We start from the raw sequence: 22,815 nt of genomic DNA, 5'->3' as shown, positions 1-22,815 counted from the left end.
CCTCCTTGCTAAAAATTGATAGGCAATGGTGACACTCTTCTGTACGACAAGATCATAGAGCTTAAAACCATTTTGGAACGTTCCAAAACTTTATTCAAGTAACTATTTATCAATTAATTATATTTATTTGTTATTATCAAAAGGCAATAAATAATTGAGACTGTAAAAATATTTATATCCAGTAAATCACGCATATCAACGAGGTAGTGTGATAAGTCTTAGGTAGGTTTCAAACAGCATACAGCTATATAAAAAGCATTTTATATAGCTGCTTTATTTATTTTATATATTAAAAATATATTCAATTAAAAACTGAATAGTTTATCGACTGAAGGTGGCCTATTATGTTTAGAAGTAGCCCAGTTTTTATTGGGTTTATCAGTCATAACAAAAATTAAAACGCCACCACTTATAATGTCTTGGTGATTGATATAACTCTTTTCTAATTTTTTGCCATTGAGTGTTACCGACTGAACATATTTATTTTTCTGTGTTAAGTTTTTGGCCTTAACTTTAAAGGTTTTACCATTGGCAAGCTTCATTGTAACTTGTGGTAATTGAGGAGCACCTAGTACATAAGTTAAATCTCCCGGAGCCACAGGGTAAAATCCCATAGAAGAAAAAATACTCCATGCTGACATTTGGCCAACATCATCATTACCAGCTAAACCGTCAGGCTTATCTGATGATAATGTCTCCATGATTTGTCGAATACGCATTTGTGTTTTCCAAGGTTGACCAGCGTAGTTATACAAATAAGCAATATGATGACTTGGTTCGTTTCCATGTGCATACTGTCCAATCAAACCGGCAATATCTTCATGCTCTTTAATTTTTTCATGCGATAATGGCGTATTGAATAAATCATCTAAACGCTGAACAAAAGATTCATCTCCTCCCATCAGTTTAATCAGTCCGGCAACATCGTGAGGTACATAAAATGAATATTGAAAACTGTTTCCTTCGGTAAATGGTCCCATCAGTTTTGCTTCCTGTGAATCAAAATCAGGATCCCACTTTCCTTGACTATCTTTACCGCGCATAAAACCGACTTTAGGATCAAATAAATTCTGATAGGATTGAGAACGCTTAAAATAATCTTTGGCTTGTTTTGTTTTTCCCATTGATTGTGCCATTCGTGCAATTGCAAAATCATCATAGGCATACTCTAAAGTGATAGAGACTGATTCAGCTAACTTATCCATAGGTACATAACCATAAGATTTATATTCAGGTATAGCATCATAACGAGGATTATTAGCAGTACTCTCAATGGCTTGAAAAGCTAACTCAGAATCAAACCCTTCTATACCTTTAAGGTGAGCATCAGCAATAACTGAAGCAGCATGATAGCCAATCATAGTCCAGGTTTCGTGGGCATGAAACGACCAAACAGGTAACATCTGATCATAACTTTGTTGATAATGCATTAACATCGATTGCACCATATCGCCAACCCTTTCTGGCGCAACATAAGTCAATAAAGGATGTAATGCTCGATAGGTATCCCAAAGTGAAAACAAGGTGTAGTGTTGAAAGTTTTTAGCTTGATGAATTTCCCCATCAACACCAAGATATTCGCCATTAACATCCTGGTAAATAGAAGGCGCTTGCAAACTATGATACAGCGCAGTATAAAATTGTCGTTTTTTTGAATCCTCAGCTTTCACAGAAAACTTTTCAAGCTCTGTCTGCCAAAGCTTTTTAGCATCATTTTTCACTTGATCAAAATTCCAGTGTCCAATCTCTTGATTTAAATTTTCTAATGCATTTTGACGTCCTACGGCAGAAGCGCCAACTTTAATTAATAAAGGGGAGTTTGTTGGCTGTTTAAAACTCGCAACCACTTTAATCGCCTTACCCGCTTCCATTTTTATAGCTTGATTAACAATCGTTGAACGCTTTTTTGCTTTAGGATCACAGCCATTACATCGATATCTGGCATTATCTTCATTAATTAACTGAATATCATCAAATGGCTTTGAAAAGCGAATGGCAAAATACATGGGTCGCTGTTTAGCCCAACCGTTAGTTGCTCGGTAAACCAATATTGTCTGCTCATCAATAATTCGTACATCACTCCAAATCACTTTATTTTTAAAATTATAAATTGATGCGGTCAGGTCCATTACAACATGACCAACATCCCCTTGATGAAAAGTATAGCGATGCATACCGACTCGGGTTGTTGCTGTCAGTTCTGCATCAATCTTATAATCATCTAAAGTGACCCGATAGTAACCCGGTGATGCTTCTTCTGACTGATGCGAAAACCGAGAACGATAACCACTACCGGGTTGCTCACTGGTACCAGGTGTCGTTTTTATCTCACCAATCATTGGCATAATCAGCAAATCCCCTAAATCGGAATGCCCTGTCCCACTAAAGTGAGTATGAGAAAAACCCGTTATTGAAGTATCATCATAATGATAACCAGCACAATGCTTATAAATCTCAGCTTGAGGATCCACACCACGATATAAAGAAGCGGTATCAGGGCTCAACTGTACCATTCCAAAAGGGACAACGGCTCCTGGAAAAGTATGCCCATCTCCCCCGGTTCCAATCATAGGGTCAACCCAACGTGTCAGATCATTATCGACCGCCCCAACTCTTGTACACACCAACAAAAGCAAGATCCAATAACCCAGCCGTATATGAGAACTTAGCTGATATGTAATTTGTTTTAACCCAGCGGCTAAATTAGCTTTACTATTTGACATATTTTATTCACTCATACCCGATTAAAAATAATGAATATCCCTAATTAAACTTAAATTTACTTTAAGCAAAATTGGAACGTTCCAAAAACTATCAATATAAACGCTAGTTGGTTATGATTCAATAACTTTCTTTAAATGACACCGATATTCTACATTAGCAGTAAGAGATTCCATCATGCGTAAGAAGCACACTGGTAAAAACATAACGGTCTACGACGTTGCTGATAAAGCAGGTGTTTCAAAATCAACCGTTTCACTTGTTTTAACACAAAGTGACAAAGTCAGCCAAACAACTCGAACAAAAGTACTTAAAGCCATGAATGATATTGGCTATGTTTACAATAGAGATGCAGCATCACTGAGAAGTCGTCGTTCAAACTTAGTCGCCATTGTCATTAATGATTTAACCAACCCCTATTCAGCTCAATTAGCCGTCGGCTTAGAGCAACATATTCGTAATATGGGAATGTTTTCAATTTTAGTTAACTCTGCCGAGAATTCAGAAACTCAAACAGACTTAGTACAACGGTTAAAAGAATATAATGTCGCCGCATTTATTATTTGTCCAGCCCCAAATACTTCAGGCAATTGGATTAATCACTTAATCGAGCAAGGCTTTCCAGTTATTAATATTATGCGTGAGTTAAAAAACTGTAATGCTCCAACAGTTTTACCCGACAACCGAAAAGGCACACGTTTATCGACTCAGCACTTGATTGATCAAGGTTACAAAAATATTGCCTTTTTGGGTGGAACCAAAACAATTTCAGATTTCCGTGAAAGATTTTCAGGATTTAAATCGGCGATGAAAAAAGCCCATTTAAATGTTAGTGACTGTTGCTTTGAGTCTGAAACCAATCGTCATGGTGGTCGACAAGCAATGAGCCAAGCCTTGCAAAAAATCCCCAACCTTGAAGCCGTTGTGTGTTTTAGTGACGTTATTGCTTATGGAGCAATAGAGCAAATGAGCAAAGAAAAAAAGCAAGCAGGTAAGGACATTGCTATTGTTGGTTTTGATGACTTACAAGATTCCCAATTAATGTCACCAGCATTATCAACGGTTCATATTGATGCCGGTGATATCGGGCAAAAAGTCTGTGAAATACTCAAAGCAATCAACAACAATCAAACCGTGAATAAAAAATATTTAGTTAATATTGAGTTTATTCCACGAAAGTCTGGCTAAATACAAGTCGTCTATTTTTTCTTTGTTTTCCATTCAAGCAACCACTGCGGTTGATTTTTTGCATAAAGGTAGATAGTGATATAGGCTAACAAAGGAATTATAAAACTCATTTGTACACTAATGAGATCCGCAAAAACTCCTTGTATAACAGGAATGATAGCTCCTCCAACAATAGCTAAACACAATAAACCAGAAGCCTTGCTGGTGTTAACGCCCATAGCATTTATAGACATTGTAAATATTGTTGGAAATAAAATAGAATTAAATAAGCCAATCGCTAATACCGACCAAACAGCCACTTGCCCAGTTGAAAACATGGTGACTAATAGTAGCAATAAAACATTCACTACACTAAATTTTACGGCTTTATCAGAAGCAATCATACGCGTTAAATAAGCACCAATAAAACGCCCAACCATTGCACCTCCCCAATAAAAGCTCAGTAGTTTTGACGCTTCATGCTCACTCAGCCCGCCAATATGTGGTTCTGCAAAATAATTAACAATAAAACTACCAATACTAACTTCAGCCCCAACATAAAAAAAGATCGCCACAACACCCCAGCGTAAATGTTTCGCTTGCAGTAACTGCTGTAGCTTAACCTCGTTAAAGTTGTAAGACTGCTCAATGGCTAGTTCAGGTAAGCGAACTATCATAAAAAAGACAGCAACAACAATTAAACATGATGCCAGACCTAAATAGGCAAGCTGCACTGAGCCAATATTAGCGACAGAATCACCACTACCAACAGATAAGTGAAACGCACTAAAAAAAATAGCCCCACCAATCATTGGGGCTAAAGTTGTGCCTAATGAGTTAAGACCTTGAGCAAAATTCAAACGGCTAGAAGCATGTTTTTCATCGCCAAGTGCTGCAACATACGGATTCGCAGAAACTTGTAAAATAGTAATTCCACTTGCTAATACAAAAAGTGCAAATAAAAAGAAGGCATAAACACGGAACGCAGCAGCCGGATAAAACAACAAACACCCTAGTGCAGCAATACATAAACCACAGATAATCCCTCTGCGATACCCCAGCTTCTCAACTAACTTACCGGCTGGCACAGATACTAAAAAGTAAGCGCCAAAAAAGCAAAATTGAATCATCATCACTTGGGTATAGTTCAAATCAAATAATGCTTTCAAATGTGGAATAAGAATATCATTCAGTACAGTAATAAATCCCCATAGAAAAAATAACATTGTCATAAAACATAGTGGAACAAAGTAATTTTTTTGCCCATCTGAGACAACTTGACCTGTTACTTGATTTTGAGAAATATCCATTAGCTTAACCTTCGCAATTATACTTTTTAGCCACAACACTATTTGGAACGTTCCAAATCTAACTAAATTAACCCTCTATGTCAATGTAATTAAATCGGGTTGAGCTTGAATAAGAAAATTCAATCTACTTTTTTAAGCAGACAAAAAAACGCCTCCGAAACGGAGGCGTTTTAGTAAGCAAAGCCTTGAGTGCATTAACACACTCAAAATATTGATTAACGCTTAGAGAATTGAGGACGTTTACGTGCTTTATGTAAACCAACTTTCTTACGCTCAACTTCACGAGCATCACGTGTTACATAACCTGCTTTTCTTAAAGTAGGACGCATTTCCCCGTCATACTCCATTAATGCTCTGGTAATACCAAGACGAATAGCACCAGCTTGTCCTGTATCTCCGCCACCTTTTACAGTAACGTAAGCATCAAATTTCTCTAGTGTTTCAGTCAATTCAAGTGGCTGACGCACAACCATTCTTGAAGTTTCACGACCAAAGTACTCATCTAAAGGCTGTTGGTTAACGATAACGTCGCCTTTACCTGGACGAAGAAAAACTCGCGCTGTTGAGCTTTTACGACGACCTGTTCCGTAATATTGTGTATTAGACATTATAATCCACCAATTAAATATTAAGTTCTTTAGGTTGTTGTGCCTGATGAGTGTGCTCAGGACCAACAAAAATCTTTAATTTACGTAAACATGCACGACCTAACGGATTGCTAGGAATCATACCTTTAACGGCATTTTGCAAGATGCGCTCAGGCGCTTTTTCACGTAATTTACCTAATGTAATACCACGAATTCCGCCTGGATAACCAGTGTGGTGGTAATAGGTTTTAGCAGCTTCTTTATTGCCTGTTACAGCAATTTTCTCAGCATTTACAACAACGATATAATCGCCAGTATCAACGTGAGGGGTATATTCTGCTTTATGTTTGCCACGTAAACGTAGGGCAATTTCAGTGGCCAAACGGCCAAGTGTTTTTCCAGAAGCATCCACAACGTACCAATCACGTTTAACAGATTCTGGTTTTGCACTAAAAGTTCTCATTATTAGCTCCAAATGACGGCTTTGCTTATGCCTGCTAATTAATCATACAATCAAAAAAGAGCGCGAATTTTACAGAAACCACGGCCCCGGCACAACCTATTTTTAGCTAAAAAGTCAACTTTAGCTAAATTTCGTTTGTTCGAACGTTTTTTTATGTCTAATATAAGGAAAACTGCGGGGCAATGTTAATTTTTTTAAAATAATTCTTTATTTCCCGCTATTTCTAAGTTAAAAAGCACTACAGTTAAGTGCGTTATATCGATAAATAAGCATACACTTAATCAAAAACCACTAAATATTAACTTTTCAGGAACTATTATGGCTACTGCAAAAAAATTAAAAAGCATCAAAGAAAGATACACTAAAACCCAAATTATAACTGAGATTGCAGAATCTACTAATTTAAGCAAAAAAGAAGTCGTTTCAGTACTTGATGAATTATCAGATGTAATTGAGCGTCATATTATGAAACGTGGGTGTGGTGAATTTGTTTTACCTGGTCTGATGAAAATTGCGACAGTCAAGAAAAAAGCTACTAAAGCAAGAAAAGGTATCAACCCTTTTACTGGCGAAGAAACAATGTTTAAAGCTAAACCAGCTTCTGTACAAGTTAAGGTTCGCCCTTTAAAGAAAATGAAAGATATGGTTTCTTAATCCCCTATCTTGCTGGCCTTTAAATGATTCAATTTAAAGGCCTTTTCCTTTCAACGACTATTGCTTCTTTGCCCAGCTCTAAACAATAATCGCCTCTATCTCAAAAATAAGAAAGCATCTAAGCCAAATGCTCTTTCGCTAAATATTCCTTCGATTGCATTTCCTGTAATCGGCTTAATGTTCGCTTAAACTCAAACGTCAACTGTTTTCCCTGATAAAGTTGTTCTAACTCAACTTCAGCGGTAATCATCAATTTGACATTTCTTTCATAAAACTCATCAACCAAGCTAATAAAACGACGCGCAGCCGAGTCATCTTTCGATTCTAATAATGGAATTTCACTGACCATTACAGTGTTATAACAACGCGATAATTCAATATAATCAGCATGACTTCGAGCACTCTCACATATTTCTTTAAAGCGAAACCAAACCACTCCTTCGGCACACCTAACCGTTTTAATAAGACGGTGTTCAACTTCGATTTCAACACCTTTTTTATACTCCTCAGTAGCAAGGTGATCGAAACTGTTATTCAAGTTATCCAACGCAGCCTGATCATGAGGACAGTGAAATATATCGGCTTGCTCAAGCGTTCGTAATCGGTAGTCAATTCCACTATCGATATTTACGACCAAAGTATGGCGTTGAATCAGTTTTATTGCAGGTAAAAAACGGTCTCTTTGCAAACCGTTCCAATAAAGTTTCTCAGGCGGTATATTTGACGTGGCAACCAAAGTAACCCCTCTGGCAAACAAAGCTTCAAACAGTCCACCTAACAACATTGCGTCCGTGATATCGCTGACAAAAAACTCATCAAAACAAATCACACAAGTTTTATCCGCTATTTCATCAGCAATTATAAGCAAAGGATCTCTATTACCTTTATGCGCTTTTAACTGCTCATGTAATTGATGCATAAAACGATGAAAATGTAGCCGCATTTTATTTTTAAAAGGCAGTTGATCATAAAACATATCCATCAAATAGGTCTTACCACGTCCAACACCCCCCCAAAAATAAAGCCCTTTTTCTGGTTCTTTAGCACTAGTCATTTTTGCCGCTAATTTAGCGAGCAATCCTTTAGGCTGATTAGCTTTGCATAAACGATGAAACAAATCGTCCAACAAACTGGCGGCATTTGCTTGGGCATCATCGGCAGAGTATTCACCTGTCGACATATCTTGATGATATTTTTCTAACGGAGTCATCATTAACTTTTTGCCAGTCTTAATATATTCTTTACGCACAGTTCAAACAATTGAACCCACCACTTTTTCAATATGCTCTCTTAGCTCGACTAAGCGTCCGTGGAAAAAATGACTAGCTCCTTGCATGGTAATTAGCTCAGGAGGAGAAGCAAAAGAATCAACCCAATCTTCTACCGCAGAATACTCAACTAACTCATCTTCAGTCCCCATAATAACCACCCAATTACAATCGGGCTGCTGGAACTCAGAAAAATCGAAACGCTTAACAGGGGGGGCAACACTTAATAACATGACTGGACACAAACTAGATGCCGAAGAAGCAGAAACAAAAGAGCCAAAAGAAAAGCCGCTTAAAATTAACTTGGCGCCTGGGTATTGTTGCTGCATCCAATCAACGGCTGCCTTTAAATCAGCTTGCTCGCCTTGCCCTTCGTCATATTCACCTGCACTTTGGCCGACACCTCTAAAGTTAAAACGCAAGCTGGGTATTCCCAGTCCAGCGATACTACGTGAAACGGTGTGAATCACTTTATTAGTCATGCTGCCGCCATGCAGCGAGTGAGGATGACAATTAACCGAAATATAACCGCTTCTAACCGACTCAGAAGGCAAATCCAAAGTTCCCTGAATAACACCAGCCTCTCCTTCAAACTTTACGGCCTGGGAAATAATCTTCATATCACTATCAATCCAACATTCAATGATTAAAGCGTATTTTCTCATTATTATTCACCGACGGCTATCCCTGAGAAGAAAACTCTTATCAAAACAGTTTTGATTCAATCGGCTATATATCAGCACCTTTTAATGATTTTTCGCCTTTCAAATAACACCATCCGCCCAATAACGCTTGATAGATATTAACTAACGAATCATTGATTGATGCTTTCACCAGTTGCAAATCCTATGTTCAGGTAGGACAATACTTTTCAATAACCAACATCTAATTAACACTCAGAAATCGCGAAGGACTATTTTATGGAAACTAAAGCAGCTGTTGCCTTTCAGGCAGGAAAACCTCTCACCATTGAAACAGTTAAACTCGACGGCCCAAAAGCAGGCGAGTGCCTGGTTGAAATCAAAGCCACCGGTGTTTGCCACACCGACGAATTTACCTTGTCAGGTGCCGATCCAGAAGGCTTATTCCCAGCTATTTTAGGTCATGAAGGTGCAGGCATTGTTCGAGAAGTCGGCGCAGGCGTCACTTCACTAAAACCCGGTGATCACGTTATTCCACTTTATACGCCAGAATGTCGACAATGTGAATATTGTTTATCAGGTAAAACCAATCTTTGCCAAGCTATCAGAGAAACTCAAGGACAAGGTTTAATGCCCGACGGTACTTCGCGTTTTTCTTTAAATGGCGACAAGATCCATCATTATATGGGCACATCAACCTTTTCTAATTTTACCGTAGTCCCCGAAATTGCATTAGCTAAAATTCGACCGGACGCACCTTTTGATAAAGTCTGTTATATCGGCTGTGGAGTCACCACAGGCATTGGTGCAGTTGTTAATACTGCTAAAGTCAAACCTGGCGATAATGTGATTGTATTTGGTTTAGGAGGAATCGGACTTAACGTTATACAAGGTGCTCGAATGGTTGGTGCCAACATGATTGTGGGCGTTGATATGAATCCAGCAAAAAAAGTCATGGCTGAAAAGTTTGGTATGACTCACTTTGTCAACCCTAAAGAAGTTAAAGGCGATCTGGTGCCTTACTTAGTTGAGTTAACCAAGGGTGGCGCCGATCACTCTTTTGAATGCATAGGCAATGTTGATGTGATGCGCGACGCTTTAGAATGCTGTCATAAAGGCTGGGGGGAAAGCACTATAATTGGCGTGGCAGGAGCAGGACAAGAAATATCAACCCGTCCATTTCAGCTAGTCACCGGACGAGTCTGGAGAGGATCGGCCTTTGGTGGCGCCAAAGGGCGTACTGACGTGCCTAAAATTGTTGACTGGTATATGGATGGCAAAATCAATATCGATGATTTAATCACCCATACAATGCCATTAGAAGATATCAATTCCGCTTTTGATTTAATGCATGCCGGAGAAAGTATTCGCAGTGTTGTTTTATTTGATTAATACCTCATGAGCAGAAAGGTTTATCAGAATTAATATTTGGAAATTATAAGATGACAATCAATACCAAAAGCGAACAACGTTCATTTAATGGTCAGCAAGGCGTTTATACACACCTTGCTGAATCGACTCAATGTGAAATGGAATTCAGTGTTTATGTACCAGATAATAGTGATAACCAACATTTTCCAGTACTTTATTATTTATCGGGCCTGACTTGCACCCAAGAAAATGTCACTACAAAAGGCGGTTTTCAACAATATGCCAGTCAACACGGCATTATTATTGTTTGCCCCGATACGAGTCCTCGCGGTACTGATTATGATGGCGAACATGACAGCTACGATTTTGGCAGTGGTGCCGGCTTTTACTTAAATGCAACGCAAGCTCCTTGGTCTACCACTTACCAAATGTATGATTATGTTGTTAAAGAACTGCCTCAATTAATTGAAAAGCACTTTCCGGTTAATCATGAACAGTGTGGTATTTTTGGTCATTCTATGGGAGGACACGGCGCATTAACCATTGGACTAAAACATCCTGAGCAATTTCGTTCAATTTCAGTATTTGCTCCAATCGTTGCACCCATGCAATGCCCTTGGGGACACAAAGCATTTGAGGGTTATTTAGGAAGCGATCGAGAAAACTGGAAAAACTACGATGCCACTCAGCTAATTATTGAGGGTTACAAAAGCCCCAATGAAATATTAATTGATCAAGGAACCAGTGATAACTTTTTGCAAGAGCAACTTAAACCTGAAATATTTGTGAAAGCTTGTGAAGAACATGGACAAGCCGTAAAGCTGAGAATGCAACAAGGTTATGACCATAGCTATTATTTAATGAATACTTTTATGCAAGATCATATTGAGTTTCACGCTTCCAATCTTAAATAAAATTATCTTAATTTGTGAGTCTATCAACCTTGGTTGACAGGCTCACTTTAAACTTTTATTTTCTAAATAAGTTAATGCTTCAATAAAGTTATTTTCTTTTAACACAAGTAATAACTAAGTGTTCTTCGGTCAAACGTCTATATACAGGTCAGACGAATACTTATCCATAGCAGCCGCTTGTTAAACATTTTTATTCACTCTTTCTATAATCTTGTTTGCAGGATCTGATTTATCAATCTTATATGGCATATATGTAATAAAAACTATCAACAAGGCAAAACCTAATATCGAAGCCAACCAAGAACGTGAACATCTAGTTATCCCCACCTTGTGAAGATATTTTAAAAGCTTAAAGTCTTCAGTTTTTTTAATTCAGGAGACTTTAAGATGAACAAACGTAGCGAGCAAGAATGGTTGTCATTATTTAAACAACACGATGAAAGTGGTTTAACGGCAGCCGCTTTTTGTCGAGAGAATCGATTGTGTGCCAAATACTTCAGCAAGCGGAAGCTGGATTTAAACTGGAAAGCCGAGCGGCTCCAAGGTACTCAGTCATTTATCCGAGTGAATCGTCCCAAGTCAAGACCGACACAGATTGAAATGAAAGTTGGAGAGCTGCAATTGAGTTTACCCGATTCAGTAGAGGCCAACTGGTTAGCGAAGCTTGTTAAGGCATTAGTATGAAATCCGCAACCGATTTCGAGTTGATTTATCTGCATCGAGACCCGGTGGATTTTCGCAAATCAATAAACGGTTTAACGGTGATAGTGGAGCAGGAGATGGCACTCTCACCTTTCAGTGAAGCGCTATTCGTTTTTTGCAATAAAGCGAGAGATAAACTCAAAGTGCTTTACTGGGATAACACCGGTTTTGCCTTATGGTATAAACGTCTGGAAAAAGAGAAATTCAAGTGGCCGAAAAAACATTCTCAGGCCATGATGGCTTTAACCGAGCAACAGTGGTGTTGGTTATTATCCGGGCTAGATATTAGTCGAATGCAAGGCCATCAAGCTATCACATTTGAAAGGGTCCGTTGATCAAAAAAATCAACCGCTGATCGTCAATTAGGTTACCGGGCCGTCAACTCTGTTAGACTGTCGGCCATGAAACACTCACCAGATATTTTCCCTGATGATATGGCAGCGCTCAAAGCGCTGCTTCTGACCGAGCGTGAGAAAAATAAACAGCTCATGGCTCAAAATCAGTATTTATTAGAACAATTTCGTCTGGCGCAACACAAGCGATTTGGTCAAAGCAGTGAAGCTCACGAAGAACAGTTAGACTTATTTAATGAAGCGGAGCAAATTGCTGATGAGGGTATTGAGCCAGAAAAAGAGAGTATCAGTTACACTCGCAATAAACCCAAACGAAAGCCGCTCCCGCAAGATTTACCGCGAGAAGTGATTATTCATGACATAGCTGATGAAGAAAAAGTTTGTGATTGTTGTGGTGGTGAGCTTCACCGAATGGGTGAAGATAAAAGTGAGCAGTTAGAATTTATTCCAGCGAGCATTAAAGTGATTGAACATGTTCGCCCTAAATATAGTTGCCGGACTTGTGAGAAAAAAGAAACGCAAGTTAGCATCAAACAAGCGGCCGTACCAGTCAGTCCCATTCCGAAGAGTATGGCCACGCCTTCCTTGTTGAGTCAGGTGATAACCAGCAAGTACCAGTATAGCCTGCCGCTTTATCGACAAGAGCTACTCTTTGTGCAACACGGTGTTGAACTTAACCGCAAAACTCTGAGTGAATGGATGTTAAAGTGTGCTGAATTGTTTAAACCCATTATTGAACGTTGGCATGAATTGATGTTACAACAACCCGTCATCCAGGCAGATGAGACGACATTGAATGTGATTAGTGAGGATAAAGTTAAATGCTATATGTGGCTTTACTGCACAGGCTCTGACTCGCCTCAAGATAATGGGATACCGAATATGGTGTTGTTTGACTATCAAGCCAGTCGTCGTGGGCAGTGCGCTGTTGATTTTTTGCAGGACTTTAAAGGCTATTTGCAAGCGGATGGCTATGCGGGCTATGAACAAACCCAAGCCAAACTCGTGGGCTGTTGGGCCCATGCTAGACGTAAGTTTATTGAGGCAGAAAAAGTCCAGGGAAAAAATAAAACCGGTAAAGCTAACTGGGCCATTAGCCACATCAAAAAGCTGTATCGGATTGAAACGCAAATCAAGGCACTATCGTCCGATGAAAAATTGAATCAGCGGCAGGAAAAAGCTCTGCCGCTACTCAATCAGTTTAAAACGTGGCTGGATAAATCTGCCCTACAAGTCCCACCGAAATCCGCGATAGGCAAAGCCATTGCTTACAGTTTGAATCAATGGCCCAAACTCATTCGCTACACTGAAGATGGCCAACTGAATATTGATAACAACCGGGCTGAGCGGGCTATTAAACCGCTGGTCATTGGGCGTAAAAACTGGCTATTTGCCAATACCGCCAGAGGCGCACAAGCCAGTGCAACACTTTACAGTCTGATTGAAACCGCTAAAGCGAATGGACTCATTCCATTTGATTATCTGAACTATCTGCTGACTGAGTTACCGAGAGCGACCACCAACATTGAAGCATTAATGCCTTGGAATTTTAACAATAGATAAAATCGCTAGGTGGAATTAGCAGACGCTTACCCAAGAACAAGCATATATAGCCCATACAGTCAGAATAAGAATTGGTAGCCTAGGGTGTAAACGCTTCATTGTTTAACAGAATCATTCAGTTGCAATGACTGGTTAATTTTAATCTTAGGTAGTGGTAATTTTACCTCATTGTCAATCTTGATTCTTTGAGGAAGTTGAAACTCTATTTCAAACTCATAACTTTCGATACAACCAGAATAGTGACCTTTTTTAATAACATATCGATATTCTACTTTGCTTAACATTTTAAGAATGCTCGTTCGAGGAGCGTCCGGTGGAGATAACTCAATAATTTCAATTTGCTTCTCCAAGTTGCGATTTCCATTTCCAACTTTGTATTTCACATACCCCCTATCTCTCTCGCTATGATAACTTTGAGGGAAATTCGGTGCAGGGACTTTAAATATCATCTTTGTTGCATTCTTATCGCAAGGAACACAAGCAAAGACGTCAAAAGAGCATAGGATTATTAAAAATACTATTAAACGCATGAATCGTCCTTATTAAATTATAGAAAGATCTCTACCTAAACTTATTTTTAACACATTTTTCAATGAGACTATTTTATTTGCTTACTAACTTCTGTACGTACTCGCTTTAAAAAATCTGAATTCTTTTCTCTACTATTAACTGGTATAGTTTTGGGGGAAAGGTCAGACACATTCATAACTCGAACTCCTTTTCAACATAACGGTGCTAGCAATGATCGCAACGCTGCCTAACAACTTATCCGTACAAAGCTTTATTAGCATCGCCTTGTATTTAATGCCTGATTGATCACATAAGTTACCCAATCACCTGTTTTTCTACCATCATCAAAGGTAGTGTATCCTTTCGCTTTATAGCGAAAATCTGTTTTCCAACCCAACTTTTCTTTTTTGGCCTCCAAATAACGTATTGCATATAGCGTTCTAGGATCATCCAAAAGTTTGGCATTACCAGCAAAACGAATCAGTTCAACAATGTTTAGGTTGTAAGACTCAGGAAATGAAATATCCATAATATGTCCGGTAATAGGCTTGCCATCGCTACGCTTTTTTACTAGATGATGTTCGAGTAAGTACTCTTTGCCTTGCTTCAATTTTTCGTTAACGCTTGCATCTCCAGTTATCTCCCAGTAAGAAAACAATGCAAATACAGACTTGGCGACTCCAATGTAGCAAGGCGTACTTTTAAAACAACCACCGAATCTATCAAAATTCAATTTTGGAATAGATACTGATATTCCTCGCTCCATTGGTTGATAGGTAACAATCCATTCAACACCATTCAAAACCGACTCTGCTTTAGATTGCTCTAGCCGGCACATCGCAGAAACTAGCATTGCGTTATAACAAGGTAAAAAATACTTTTCATCACCACTTAACGAGAAGCCAAAAGGCGTTGCAAGATTCTCAAAGATCCAATCAATTAGTTTGCGGGTATATTCCAGGTGTCGGGCATAAGGTATCTCGCTCAACGCAATGAGTCTCCACACACAAAATAGAGGGTCATCGCTCCAATCTCGTGTAAGCTTTTTTACAAGCGCCGATTGTGCAAGCCGTTGTAATGCCTCACTCCGTGAAATAGAGAGACCTTTATCTACACTGATTTTTAACTCTAGTGCTTTATCCATTGGGTTGTTCTGTTAACACCTCAAGTAGCTGCGCATTTTTTGCGTATGCTTTTCGCCGAATCGAAACCTATACACTGGTTACACTATTTCATTAACGCTATTTGATCAAGTCGGCAGTATTTGTTAGAAGAACCAGACCACAACTCATTATTATTTCCACTCAGGCTGACAGTTGTTTGAGAATGAAATGCAGACAAAAGAAATGACAGAGTGTTTTTATAACCCAAGGTATCTGCTTTTCGTAGCCAGTATCCGCCTTCACAACCTACGGGTGGATTTGAAATCAAAATAGCGATATCTCCATCAAATATACCTTGTTCAGCATAGCTATATAGTTTATCAATTTTAGTTGTTACCGTTGTATTACCAGCGAAAGTATTTCCGCAGACAATGGATAAACCGATAATACCAATTAATTTTTTCAAAACATTTCCTCTTTTTTTATGTAATGCTCAATTCAAAAATTCAAGTTGTAGTTTAACCGGAATATTTTGCAATTTATAGCTATAAATCCGGTTGACACTTATCATTCTGCGTTTTAGATTTCGCACTATCTTTGTGTTCCCGCGTTACTTTTAACCCCAAAGATGACAGTAACTCGATTGAATTTGATGAATTATAAATACACGCTATGTCCATTAAATTCCCATTAAATGTTTGCTTCATCACTCCCAACTCTAGTTTAGCTCCATTCTTAATAAGTAAATCGGCTACTTCTCGATTGTCCCATATTATCGATTCAATTAATGGCGTATGGTACCGATGCTCTTCAGAAGCATAGTTGATATCTGCACCATACCATAAAAGAAACTCAATTCGCGCTGTCCTCGGAGAGTCATAACTCTTCCAGCCAGATTCCGTCACTAGACTTTCATTGGGGGAAACCAGGTACGTGATTGGCTCATTAAGCAAAGTAACTGCCACTGCAGTGAAAAACATCGTTAGTAGTTTTGAGTAGCTCTTCTTTTTCATAAGTTTATATAACGCTCGTTTAATTTGAGAGGTTGTTTTATCACCGATTAAAATTCAAATACTTGTTAAGAGCCTCTATGTCGGATTTTGGAGATAGCTTTAGTAAAACCTTTATTTCCGATTATTAGAAGAGTTCCAATCACAACTTCTACAAAAGTTGCTACAAATGCTGCATGGTCGGTTGGTTGCAATACAGCACCTTCACCAAATTGGCTAATCATCTCTTGTTTTAACGCATAGAAATAAATTAAATCAGCAAGACCAAAAGCGACAATGTACACTCCCACCACAGAGACTAACGCAGAATTCAAACTCTCAAAATACTCAGGGTCACTTTTATTCTTTGCAGCATCAGGAACAATTGTAGCTATAAGTTTATTTGGAAACATCCAAAATAGTGCTGAGAACAGCAGAGAAATAGCATTTGGAATTATGATTGTAAATATCAGGTAAGACCGGGTTCCATATTCGTCTCCTAGATTAATATATCCAGCATATTGTTGTGGAAAATTTTCCAAAACACGAATTGCTAAAAAGACCGCAGCCAACCGTAAAACAATTATCAAGATATTCCTATGTGTCAAAATTCGATCTTCCTCTTAACGCTTATTATATCTAGTAAATCTCATTAATATTTTTTAAAAAATCTTGTATTTAAATCTATAAACAAATAACACTCGGTTGTGCGACAGCACGCGTAAGTTGTCTTAACACCAACTGCTTGCTATGTATCTCCATCACTATAACTCGCACTCCACGTTCTAAAACATGCGCACTTTTTATCAGGACAAATCATCCAGCCCCTAGATGGAGCAATCTCATCACCTTGTGCTTGGCCTAGCATTTGGTGCTTATTAAAGTCATGTTCACATAACCCGCAAATTTCAACATGACCATCTACGGACTCATTTTTTAACGATTCGAGTTCGGCTACAAATTTTTCGTGTAACTGACCATATTCTTCTTGGTTCTCCGGAAGCTCGCCAGAATCAAATGCGACGTATGAATTCAAATTGTTTAGCTTCGTATCTTTTGAAACGCAGTCCGTAAAATACTGATGTAACCAGAAACAAACACCATTCTCTAAAGCGATTCGGTGTTTATCAGAATTTTTAAATAAGAACACCAATACCCAGCGCTCATCAAGCTGAGGGTTAAACAAAATGCAATAATTGTGTGGCGCCGCTTCATAATTTGAAGATGCCTCAATAGCCCCCCTCAATATAATTTCTATTTGATCGGCCGTTTCTTCAATATTCACTTAAAATATCCACTATTCTTTTCAGATGCATAACGCTCACTCAAATTGTGAGGCGTGTTTTTTCGCAGAACCAACTTTCGAGCTCTTGTTAAATGGCATTTAGTTGCTCTTTCAAGTTTTTGACTGACTTCATTTGTTCTTCAAAATCAGAAATATAATCTTCTAGCTGCCAATACTCTTTATCATTAACAAATTCATTCCATAGCTCAAGCTTTGTAGACACTAGCTCAGTTCCATTAATATTATCCAAATAAGCTAGAGCTCCCATAGCTGTACCTTGATCAAAACACTTATCTATTTGCGTTAGGTAGTAATCTAGATATTGATTCAAATATGCTATTGACCCTTTAGAGTTAAAGCTAGCAAGTGCTACACAATAACCTTTGCCTGCGTAGCAAACTTCACTTTTTAAAAGAAGGTTACCTATTTCAGTTTCTAGTTCATTTAGTCCCAATACTGCCGAGTAGCAGGCTGCAGTAATTCTGTCTCGCCAGTTAAACTCAGCAAGTAGTGCCAAAACTATTTCAGGCGTTACAGTCGGGCATAACTTTAGAAATTCCTCGCTTTTATCTAGTCCGTATATTGCTCCAGGGCTTGGGAACACCCACTTCCTTAATTCTTCCGGATCGTACTCATCACTTCCTAAAGAAGTTTCAATATCTGAAAAAGGACTATTGTTCCTGACCGTTGCACCAGCAGAATGTAGCTTCATGAGTTCTTTTATTCTTTCGGTTATCTTCATAGCCATACGATCACCTAACACCTCAAGCAGTTTCGCATTTTTTGCGTATGCTGCTTTGACTAGTTATAGACTTTAAAAAATCATATAATTAAGTTTTATGATTCGTCTCCACAAACACCTCTAAGACTTTAAAAATCATGGGAGTCCCATTCAGCGTCACTTTCTTACCCCCGCCCCAAATAGGACGCCTTTTGTGTTAACTTATAAAAAAACGGAATACACAAAAGGCACAGAGCTTTGGACATCAGAGTGCAGCGCTTTGTTAACTATTCTCTCTTATAAAGTTTCGTAGGAAACGGTGAGAACTTGCTCCCCAAAAATAGGAACAGCCTCATCTTTAATATGATTATATGCATCACGTAGATTCAAAACATCATCTGCATACATGGGAGTTAAGTCATTATCACCATCTGGATCTTTATCTATTTCATCTTGGAGCTTCATCATTAGCTCGCTCAATGCGTGCGAAATATATCGAACTTCTCTTTCCGATAGCTCCAATTTTATGCTTTTCAATATAGTATTTGTCATTTAACCAACCTTAATCATAGAACCGTCTTTTTTAATCTGAAGGTATTTTTCACTTTTCACGCCCATTTCTTCAAGCAAACCCTTGTAAGAATCTAAAGGCATATTCCTTATTGGTGCCAACATATAATGTCCAGGTGTATCATTTACGATTTTCAAACCTTGTGGAACTCCTGTTCCTGACTTAATCAGCCACGCATAACCCGTAAGACCTTTTTCAATTACTCCCTCTTTGGTCCAAACACTAACGCCTTTGTTATTAGCAACAACAACGGGAACACCTTTAAGTTCGATTACATTGATCTCATTTCGCCTGATCACCGACATTCTGTGACTTCCCGAATTCCCCATTCGGTAGACATCTTCCGGGAATAAATAAAACTCTTTGATATTTATCATAAAAACTCCTTTTAATAGTACTTTGTTGATTAATTAACTTAAAGCTAATTTTGTGTATTGTTAAGCGACAGCTTACAAATACATATTTATTTATGTTTAGTCCACAAATTAAAACTCAAGAAATGAAGCTATTATCATCACAAAGCTGAAAGCAATATATAAACCTAAGTTTATCCACCCGAATCCCTTAAAGTAAGATTGGCCATCAGTTTTCACTTTTACACTATTACTAATTATGGAAGCTCCGACCAATAATGAAACAATTAAAAATCCCCAAAAGTGTCCATTTTCTTCATGACCGGAAAAAGCAGCAGTCGATGAGTTAATTTGACTACCAAATCCCAAGAATACAAATACAAAAATAAAGAGTTTCAATCCCACAATTTTTTCACTTAACGTTTATTATATCCAGTAAATCTCATTAATATTTTTAAAAACATCTTGTGTTTAAATCTATAAACAAATAACGCTTGTTAGGTTTTCCAAGCTTCAGCTCGGCTTTGGTAATCAAAAACTTCATAACTTGGTACTTGACCATTCAAATAAACGGGTACTCGAATACTAGACATGTCGCCCGGCTCTTGCGGCCAAACAAACCACGTTACTATGTAGTACCACATGTCGTTTGTGCATGAAAGAGCACATTCTCCAAAACGAGCATCTTCAGCTACACGAAATTTTGCTAGCATATTTTCTAGTGCTAACTTTGAACATGCTATTGCTTTTCTCGGTGACAGAGGTGGAAATTCATCGTGCTCAAGCCATTCAACCTCAGCCAATCCCTTTTCAGGACTAAGTGTAAACTTGAAGAAAAGCTCTTCATCATAATCTGTAAAAATATTCATCATACTTAAATATTTGTATACCTAACGCCAACATTAGCTATGCGTTTTTTGCATCGGCTACATGTTTTTGTTAGCTTTCACCCCCCCGATTTAGATGGGAGAGAGGAATACCAGCATCCTGCTCTATTTTTTTATATTCATCCTCTACGTGGCCTAATAGATTACCAAGACTCATTAAGTACTCTTCGTGATCTTCTATATCTCTTAACGTATCACTCTTCAACAGTTCCTGATTAAACTTGATAGCGTCAAGAACCGCCTGAACAAGAAGTGGTGCCATATTGTTGCTAATATTCATTAAGCGCTCTCTCTAACTAAAATTTGTGCAAGTATATTTAACAGATTTTTGAATTGTTCTAATGGCATATCAAAAGCTGGAGCAATTGTGTAATGTTTCGCTCCCAACGCAATATTCATTCCGTCCTCTACTATTGCAAGCCCGTTGGGAATATCTGTACCTGCCGGTATCTTATAATAGTCCCATTTCCCCCGTGAAAAAACATTCGGCTTATCAAAGGTACTTATACCTCTTGGTCGATCTTGCACTGAGACCCAACTGATACCACCTTTTTGATATATGGTGATATCTGCTGGTCGAACCTTACCGTTATTGCGAACAACTTTTCGCTCAACCATTCCGAATATGGGATCTTTAGATTTCAGATTTTTGGCGCGCCACAAGTTGACAGGAACTTGCTTATCAAAGTACTTATCGATTTCACCAGCATCGATGAGTATGTCTTTTAGGTTTTTCATGATTATCTCCGTAATTTGAAAAAAGCTAACGCCGCAATGTGCGGATTTTAAAAGTGGAGGCGAAGCCGGAGCTTTTAAAATTCCGAACCATTGCCTTGTTAGCTTACGCTTGCTTCAATTACCGCTGCACCTTTTACAGCCAAATCTAAATATCGCTCAGCCTCTGCTTGTGTAACTGCAAAATCTGGTAAATGGCTTGCCTTGTTTCTTATTTGGCGAAGCTGGTTAATCAACCCCAGATTCTCTGGCGAAAACTTACCTGACGATTCAAGGTGATCTAGTATCATCTTTGGATTAGTTCGCTTTATGGCCGTCCCCACCCACAAGCCATTTTTCATTGCTGCGGTTTCAATAAGAGTCCAAGCTTCAACGACAGCCGCACGCGGTGAAACTTCTGCTATACGCAATAACTGCTCTTTTTGACTAATCTCAGATTCAGACTCATCTAGTTTTGGTTTTTCAATATTCCGCGCGCTCTGCTCTGCTTGTACTAGGCTTTTCTCAAAGCTTGCTTCGACATCTTTGTATTTGAAGGAAGACACCCGCTCTAAAAGTTGGCGAACCTCAGATCTAAAGATATAGCCTATCCAGATGACCGAGATTGGCCAAGCTAGTGCTTTTACGATTTCTACAAAATATTCCATACGTTTCCTAGAAAGCTAACGTTTAAATTTGCGATTCATTGCGAGGCCACGAGTAATGAATCCGCAACATTTTCTGGTTACGTATTTTTGATTAAACATTTACCGATATTCGTTGTTGTTGTAGAAACATTGGATGACACCAATGACGCGGAGTACCAACCATTTAGCCCCTTTCCGTTTTCACCTAGCTCATGTTCTATGGTTAGAATATCCGCAAAATCGCCAACAAAACTAGTCGTCGTCGCGTCAAAATTATTTTTTATCAATTTTACCCAATAACTACTATTCGTCGCCCTTTTAGAACCATCTAATTTCAAGGTTTCAGGTGCTGTTTTTAGCTTAACTATACTCAATGATTGGTTTACTTTCGCATAGCCATTCATTGTAGTGTTTGCATGGTTAGCCAAATGAAACTTTGTAAACAAGCACTCAATATTATCAGATGCAAATACTGTATTTGAAATTGCAATAATAGATATTAAAAATATTAGCTTCATAGGTAATTCCTTTTTATACGTAACAGCATATTCTATGCAGTTAATCTCATTAATATTCAAACAACTGTTTAACTGCATTTCAATTTTTTAATCATTATCAGATACTTACTTAACCGCACTGCTATGTCAACTCTGTATTTAATAAGATTAACTGCAATTAAATACAAGTGCACTTTTTATTCCATTAAAAATGAGTTAACGTAAAACAACTGAGCAAGTCACTGTTACACACTAATTCATCAAAGTAAAAGATGTGTCGATTTAGTATTTATAAGAAGTGGCTGTCCAGTTTTATCGTAGCAATTTTATGTTTTAGTTTTTCCATATCTTTATTGTTTATACCCGGCCAGTCAGTGTCTGAAACAGCAAAGGAACCTGTTTTCTTAGCACTTCGCCAAAACATCATTAAGGTTCTTTTTAAGTTAAGTTGTGCTTCTAAAACTGTTTGCCTCATAGCAATTGTAGAGTCCGGTGAATACTGGAGCTTAAATAACAGCTCGCTCCCATTTGGCTCCATCAAGAAATAATATCCCGCTGGTTCTAAATGCCACCAAACTTCTGAAGCTTCACCTCTTATAGCTTTCCAAAGACAGTCAACAAGATCCTCTACTGGATTGTTTGGAACATCAGACGCTTCAAATTCAACAAAATGTTCACCCAGTCTAAGTTCACAAGGTAACCATCCATGATGTGGAGAGCCAAAGTTCAACTTCAAATCCATACTAATCTCGCAGTAGCTAACAGCATATTCTATGCAGTAAATCTCATTAATATTATTAATAATACACTGCATTTAGTCTATT

At 38.3% G+C, this 22,815-nt stretch carries 29 protein-coding genes; 7 read left to right on the top strand and 22 right to left on the bottom strand.

The window, feature by feature from the left end:
- Nucleotides 1-305 precede the first annotated feature (305 nt).
- A complete protein-coding gene (locus ACT5E3_RS06695) occupies nt 306-2,723 on the bottom strand; it encodes a GH92 family glycosyl hydrolase (protein ID WP_444997530.1) in 2,418 nt (805 codons plus the stop codon).
- A 175-nt stretch (nt 2,724-2,898) separates the two neighbouring features.
- Here ACT5E3_RS06695 and ACT5E3_RS06690 point away from each other — a divergent pair, with 175 nt between their 5' ends.
- Nucleotides 2,899-3,909 carry a LacI family DNA-binding transcriptional regulator gene (locus ACT5E3_RS06690; protein WP_444997529.1) on the top strand — a complete coding sequence of 337 codons (1,011 nt, stop codon included), beginning with the start codon at nt 2,899-2,901 and terminating at the stop codon, nt 3,907-3,909.
- Between the two features lie 11 nt (nt 3,910-3,920).
- On the opposite strand, the gene ACT5E3_RS06685 is transcribed toward ACT5E3_RS06690, so the two are convergent.
- The 3 genes from ACT5E3_RS06685 to rplM form a co-directional block, all read right to left on the bottom strand.
- A complete protein-coding gene (locus ACT5E3_RS06685; RefSeq protein WP_444997528.1) occupies nt 3,921-5,198 on the bottom strand; it encodes a sugar MFS transporter in 1,278 nt (425 codons plus the stop codon).
- A gap of 215 nt (nt 5,199-5,413) precedes the next feature.
- Complete coding sequence (gene rpsI / locus ACT5E3_RS06680; protein ID WP_444997527.1) at nt 5,414-5,806, bottom strand: 30S ribosomal protein S9; 393 nt, start codon at nt 5,804-5,806, stop codon at nt 5,414-5,416.
- A gap of 13 nt (nt 5,807-5,819) precedes the next feature.
- On the bottom strand, nt 5,820-6,248 hold the full coding sequence (gene rplM / locus ACT5E3_RS06675) for a 50S ribosomal protein L13 (protein ID WP_444997526.1): 429 nt from the start codon (nt 6,246-6,248) through the stop codon (nt 5,820-5,822).
- A 318-nt stretch (nt 6,249-6,566) separates the two neighbouring features.
- Between rplM and ACT5E3_RS06670 the strand changes: the two genes are divergently transcribed.
- Entirely contained in the window at nt 6,567-6,902 is a 336-nt protein-coding gene (locus tag ACT5E3_RS06670; protein WP_444997525.1) for an HU family DNA-binding protein, read from the top strand.
- Between the two features lie 118 nt (nt 6,903-7,020).
- Here the strand turns inward: ACT5E3_RS06670 and zapE are convergent, their stop codons facing one another.
- Both zapE and ACT5E3_RS06660 read right to left on the bottom strand, forming a co-directional pair.
- Nucleotides 7,021-8,115, bottom strand: a complete 1,095-nt coding sequence (zapE, locus tag ACT5E3_RS06665; protein ID WP_444997524.1) for a cell division protein ZapE — start codon at nt 8,113-8,115, stop codon at nt 7,021-7,023.
- A 39-nt stretch (nt 8,116-8,154) separates the two neighbouring features.
- Nucleotides 8,155-8,835: an alpha/beta hydrolase gene (locus ACT5E3_RS06660; RefSeq protein WP_444997523.1), complete on the bottom strand. Its 681-nt coding sequence runs from the start codon at nt 8,833-8,835 to the stop codon at nt 8,155-8,157.
- 255 nt (nt 8,836-9,090) lie between these two features.
- On the opposite strand from ACT5E3_RS06660, the gene ACT5E3_RS06655 reads away from it, so the two are divergent.
- The 5 genes from ACT5E3_RS06655 to tnpC all read left to right on the top strand — a co-directional run bounded on the left by ACT5E3_RS06655 (nt 9,091) and on the right by tnpC (nt 13,714).
- Complete coding sequence (locus ACT5E3_RS06655) at nt 9,091-10,203, top strand: S-(hydroxymethyl)glutathione dehydrogenase/class III alcohol dehydrogenase (protein WP_444997522.1); 1,113 nt, start codon at nt 9,091-9,093, stop codon at nt 10,201-10,203.
- A 50-nt stretch (nt 10,204-10,253) separates the two neighbouring features.
- A complete protein-coding gene (gene fghA, locus ACT5E3_RS06650) occupies nt 10,254-11,096 on the top strand; it encodes an S-formylglutathione hydrolase (RefSeq protein WP_444997521.1) in 843 nt (280 codons plus the stop codon).
- A gap of 387 nt (nt 11,097-11,483) precedes the next feature.
- The gene (gene tnpA, locus ACT5E3_RS06645; protein ID WP_444995284.1) at nt 11,484-11,780 is read left to right on the top strand and encodes an IS66 family insertion sequence element accessory protein TnpA; all 297 of its coding nucleotides are present in this window, start codon (nt 11,484-11,486) and stop codon (nt 11,778-11,780) included.
- On the top strand, nt 11,777-12,133 hold the full coding sequence (gene tnpB / locus ACT5E3_RS06640) for an IS66 family insertion sequence element accessory protein TnpB (protein ID WP_444995285.1): 357 nt from the start codon (nt 11,777-11,779) through the stop codon (nt 12,131-12,133). The genes tnpA and tnpB overlap by 4 nt, the downstream gene beginning before the upstream one ends.
- A 66-nt stretch (nt 12,134-12,199) precedes the next feature.
- Nucleotides 12,200-13,714 carry an IS66 family transposase gene (gene tnpC / locus ACT5E3_RS06635; RefSeq protein ID WP_444995286.1) on the top strand — a complete coding sequence of 505 codons (1,515 nt, stop codon included), beginning with the start codon at nt 12,200-12,202 and terminating at the stop codon, nt 13,712-13,714.
- A 95-nt stretch (nt 13,715-13,809) separates the two neighbouring features.
- Here the strand turns inward: tnpC and ACT5E3_RS06630 are convergent, their stop codons facing one another.
- The 16 genes from ACT5E3_RS06630 to ACT5E3_RS06555 form a co-directional block, all read right to left on the bottom strand.
- A complete protein-coding gene (locus ACT5E3_RS06630; protein WP_444997520.1) occupies nt 13,810-14,244 on the bottom strand; it encodes a hypothetical protein in 435 nt (144 codons plus the stop codon).
- A 254-nt stretch (nt 14,245-14,498) separates the two neighbouring features.
- The gene (locus tag ACT5E3_RS06625; protein ID WP_444997519.1) at nt 14,499-15,368 is read right to left on the bottom strand and encodes a hypothetical protein; all 870 of its coding nucleotides are present in this window, start codon (nt 15,366-15,368) and stop codon (nt 14,499-14,501) included.
- An 83-nt stretch (nt 15,369-15,451) separates the two neighbouring features.
- Nucleotides 15,452-15,793 (bottom strand): hypothetical protein, encoded by a 342-nt coding sequence (locus ACT5E3_RS06620; protein ID WP_444997518.1) that lies wholly within the window; start codon nt 15,791-15,793, stop codon nt 15,452-15,454.
- A gap of 79 nt (nt 15,794-15,872) precedes the next feature.
- Entirely contained in the window at nt 15,873-16,340 is a 468-nt protein-coding gene (locus ACT5E3_RS06615; RefSeq protein ID WP_444997517.1) for a hypothetical protein, read from the bottom strand.
- Between the two features lie 65 nt (nt 16,341-16,405).
- A complete protein-coding gene (locus ACT5E3_RS06610) occupies nt 16,406-16,906 on the bottom strand; it encodes a hypothetical protein (protein WP_444997516.1) in 501 nt (166 codons plus the stop codon).
- Nucleotides 16,907-17,064: 158 nt separating this feature from the next.
- The gene (locus ACT5E3_RS06605; RefSeq protein WP_444997515.1) at nt 17,065-17,601 is read right to left on the bottom strand and encodes a hypothetical protein; all 537 of its coding nucleotides are present in this window, start codon (nt 17,599-17,601) and stop codon (nt 17,065-17,067) included.
- Between the two features lie 88 nt (nt 17,602-17,689).
- Nucleotides 17,690-18,349: a DUF6000 family protein gene (locus ACT5E3_RS06600; protein ID WP_444997514.1), complete on the bottom strand. Its 660-nt coding sequence runs from the start codon at nt 18,347-18,349 to the stop codon at nt 17,690-17,692.
- Nucleotides 18,350-18,619: 270 nt separating this feature from the next.
- Nucleotides 18,620-18,874 carry a hypothetical protein gene (locus tag ACT5E3_RS06595; protein WP_444997513.1) on the bottom strand — a complete coding sequence of 85 codons (255 nt, stop codon included), beginning with the start codon at nt 18,872-18,874 and terminating at the stop codon, nt 18,620-18,622.
- Entirely contained in the window at nt 18,875-19,270 is a 396-nt protein-coding gene (locus tag ACT5E3_RS06590; RefSeq protein ID WP_444997512.1) for a Tse2 family ADP-ribosyltransferase toxin, read from the bottom strand.
- A 108-nt stretch (nt 19,271-19,378) separates the two neighbouring features.
- The gene (locus ACT5E3_RS06585; protein ID WP_444997511.1) at nt 19,379-19,651 is read right to left on the bottom strand and encodes a hypothetical protein; all 273 of its coding nucleotides are present in this window, start codon (nt 19,649-19,651) and stop codon (nt 19,379-19,381) included.
- A 92-nt stretch (nt 19,652-19,743) separates the two neighbouring features.
- Entirely contained in the window at nt 19,744-20,118 is a 375-nt protein-coding gene (locus ACT5E3_RS06580) for a hypothetical protein (RefSeq protein WP_444997510.1), read from the bottom strand.
- A gap of 67 nt (nt 20,119-20,185) precedes the next feature.
- Nucleotides 20,186-20,413 (bottom strand): hypothetical protein, encoded by a 228-nt coding sequence (locus ACT5E3_RS06575; protein ID WP_444997509.1) that lies wholly within the window; start codon nt 20,411-20,413, stop codon nt 20,186-20,188.
- Nucleotides 20,413-20,871 (bottom strand): Tse2 family ADP-ribosyltransferase toxin, encoded by a 459-nt coding sequence (locus tag ACT5E3_RS06570; RefSeq protein ID WP_444997508.1) that lies wholly within the window; start codon nt 20,869-20,871, stop codon nt 20,413-20,415. The genes ACT5E3_RS06575 and ACT5E3_RS06570 overlap by 1 nt, the downstream gene beginning before the upstream one ends.
- Before the next feature lie 98 nt (nt 20,872-20,969).
- Nucleotides 20,970-21,515, bottom strand: a complete 546-nt coding sequence (locus ACT5E3_RS06565) for a hypothetical protein (RefSeq protein ID WP_444997507.1) — start codon at nt 21,513-21,515, stop codon at nt 20,970-20,972.
- 77 nt (nt 21,516-21,592) lie between these two features.
- Nucleotides 21,593-22,012 carry a hypothetical protein gene (locus tag ACT5E3_RS06560; protein WP_444997506.1) on the bottom strand — a complete coding sequence of 140 codons (420 nt, stop codon included), beginning with the start codon at nt 22,010-22,012 and terminating at the stop codon, nt 21,593-21,595.
- A gap of 268 nt (nt 22,013-22,280) precedes the next feature.
- Nucleotides 22,281-22,733, bottom strand: a complete 453-nt coding sequence (locus tag ACT5E3_RS06555) for a hypothetical protein (protein WP_444997505.1) — start codon at nt 22,731-22,733, stop codon at nt 22,281-22,283.
- Nucleotides 22,734-22,815: the final 82 nt, after the last annotated feature.

The sequence above is a fragment of the Aliikangiella litoralis genome, from assembly GCF_052495765.1.
This window is presented reverse-complemented; position numbering and strand designations above follow the sequence as displayed.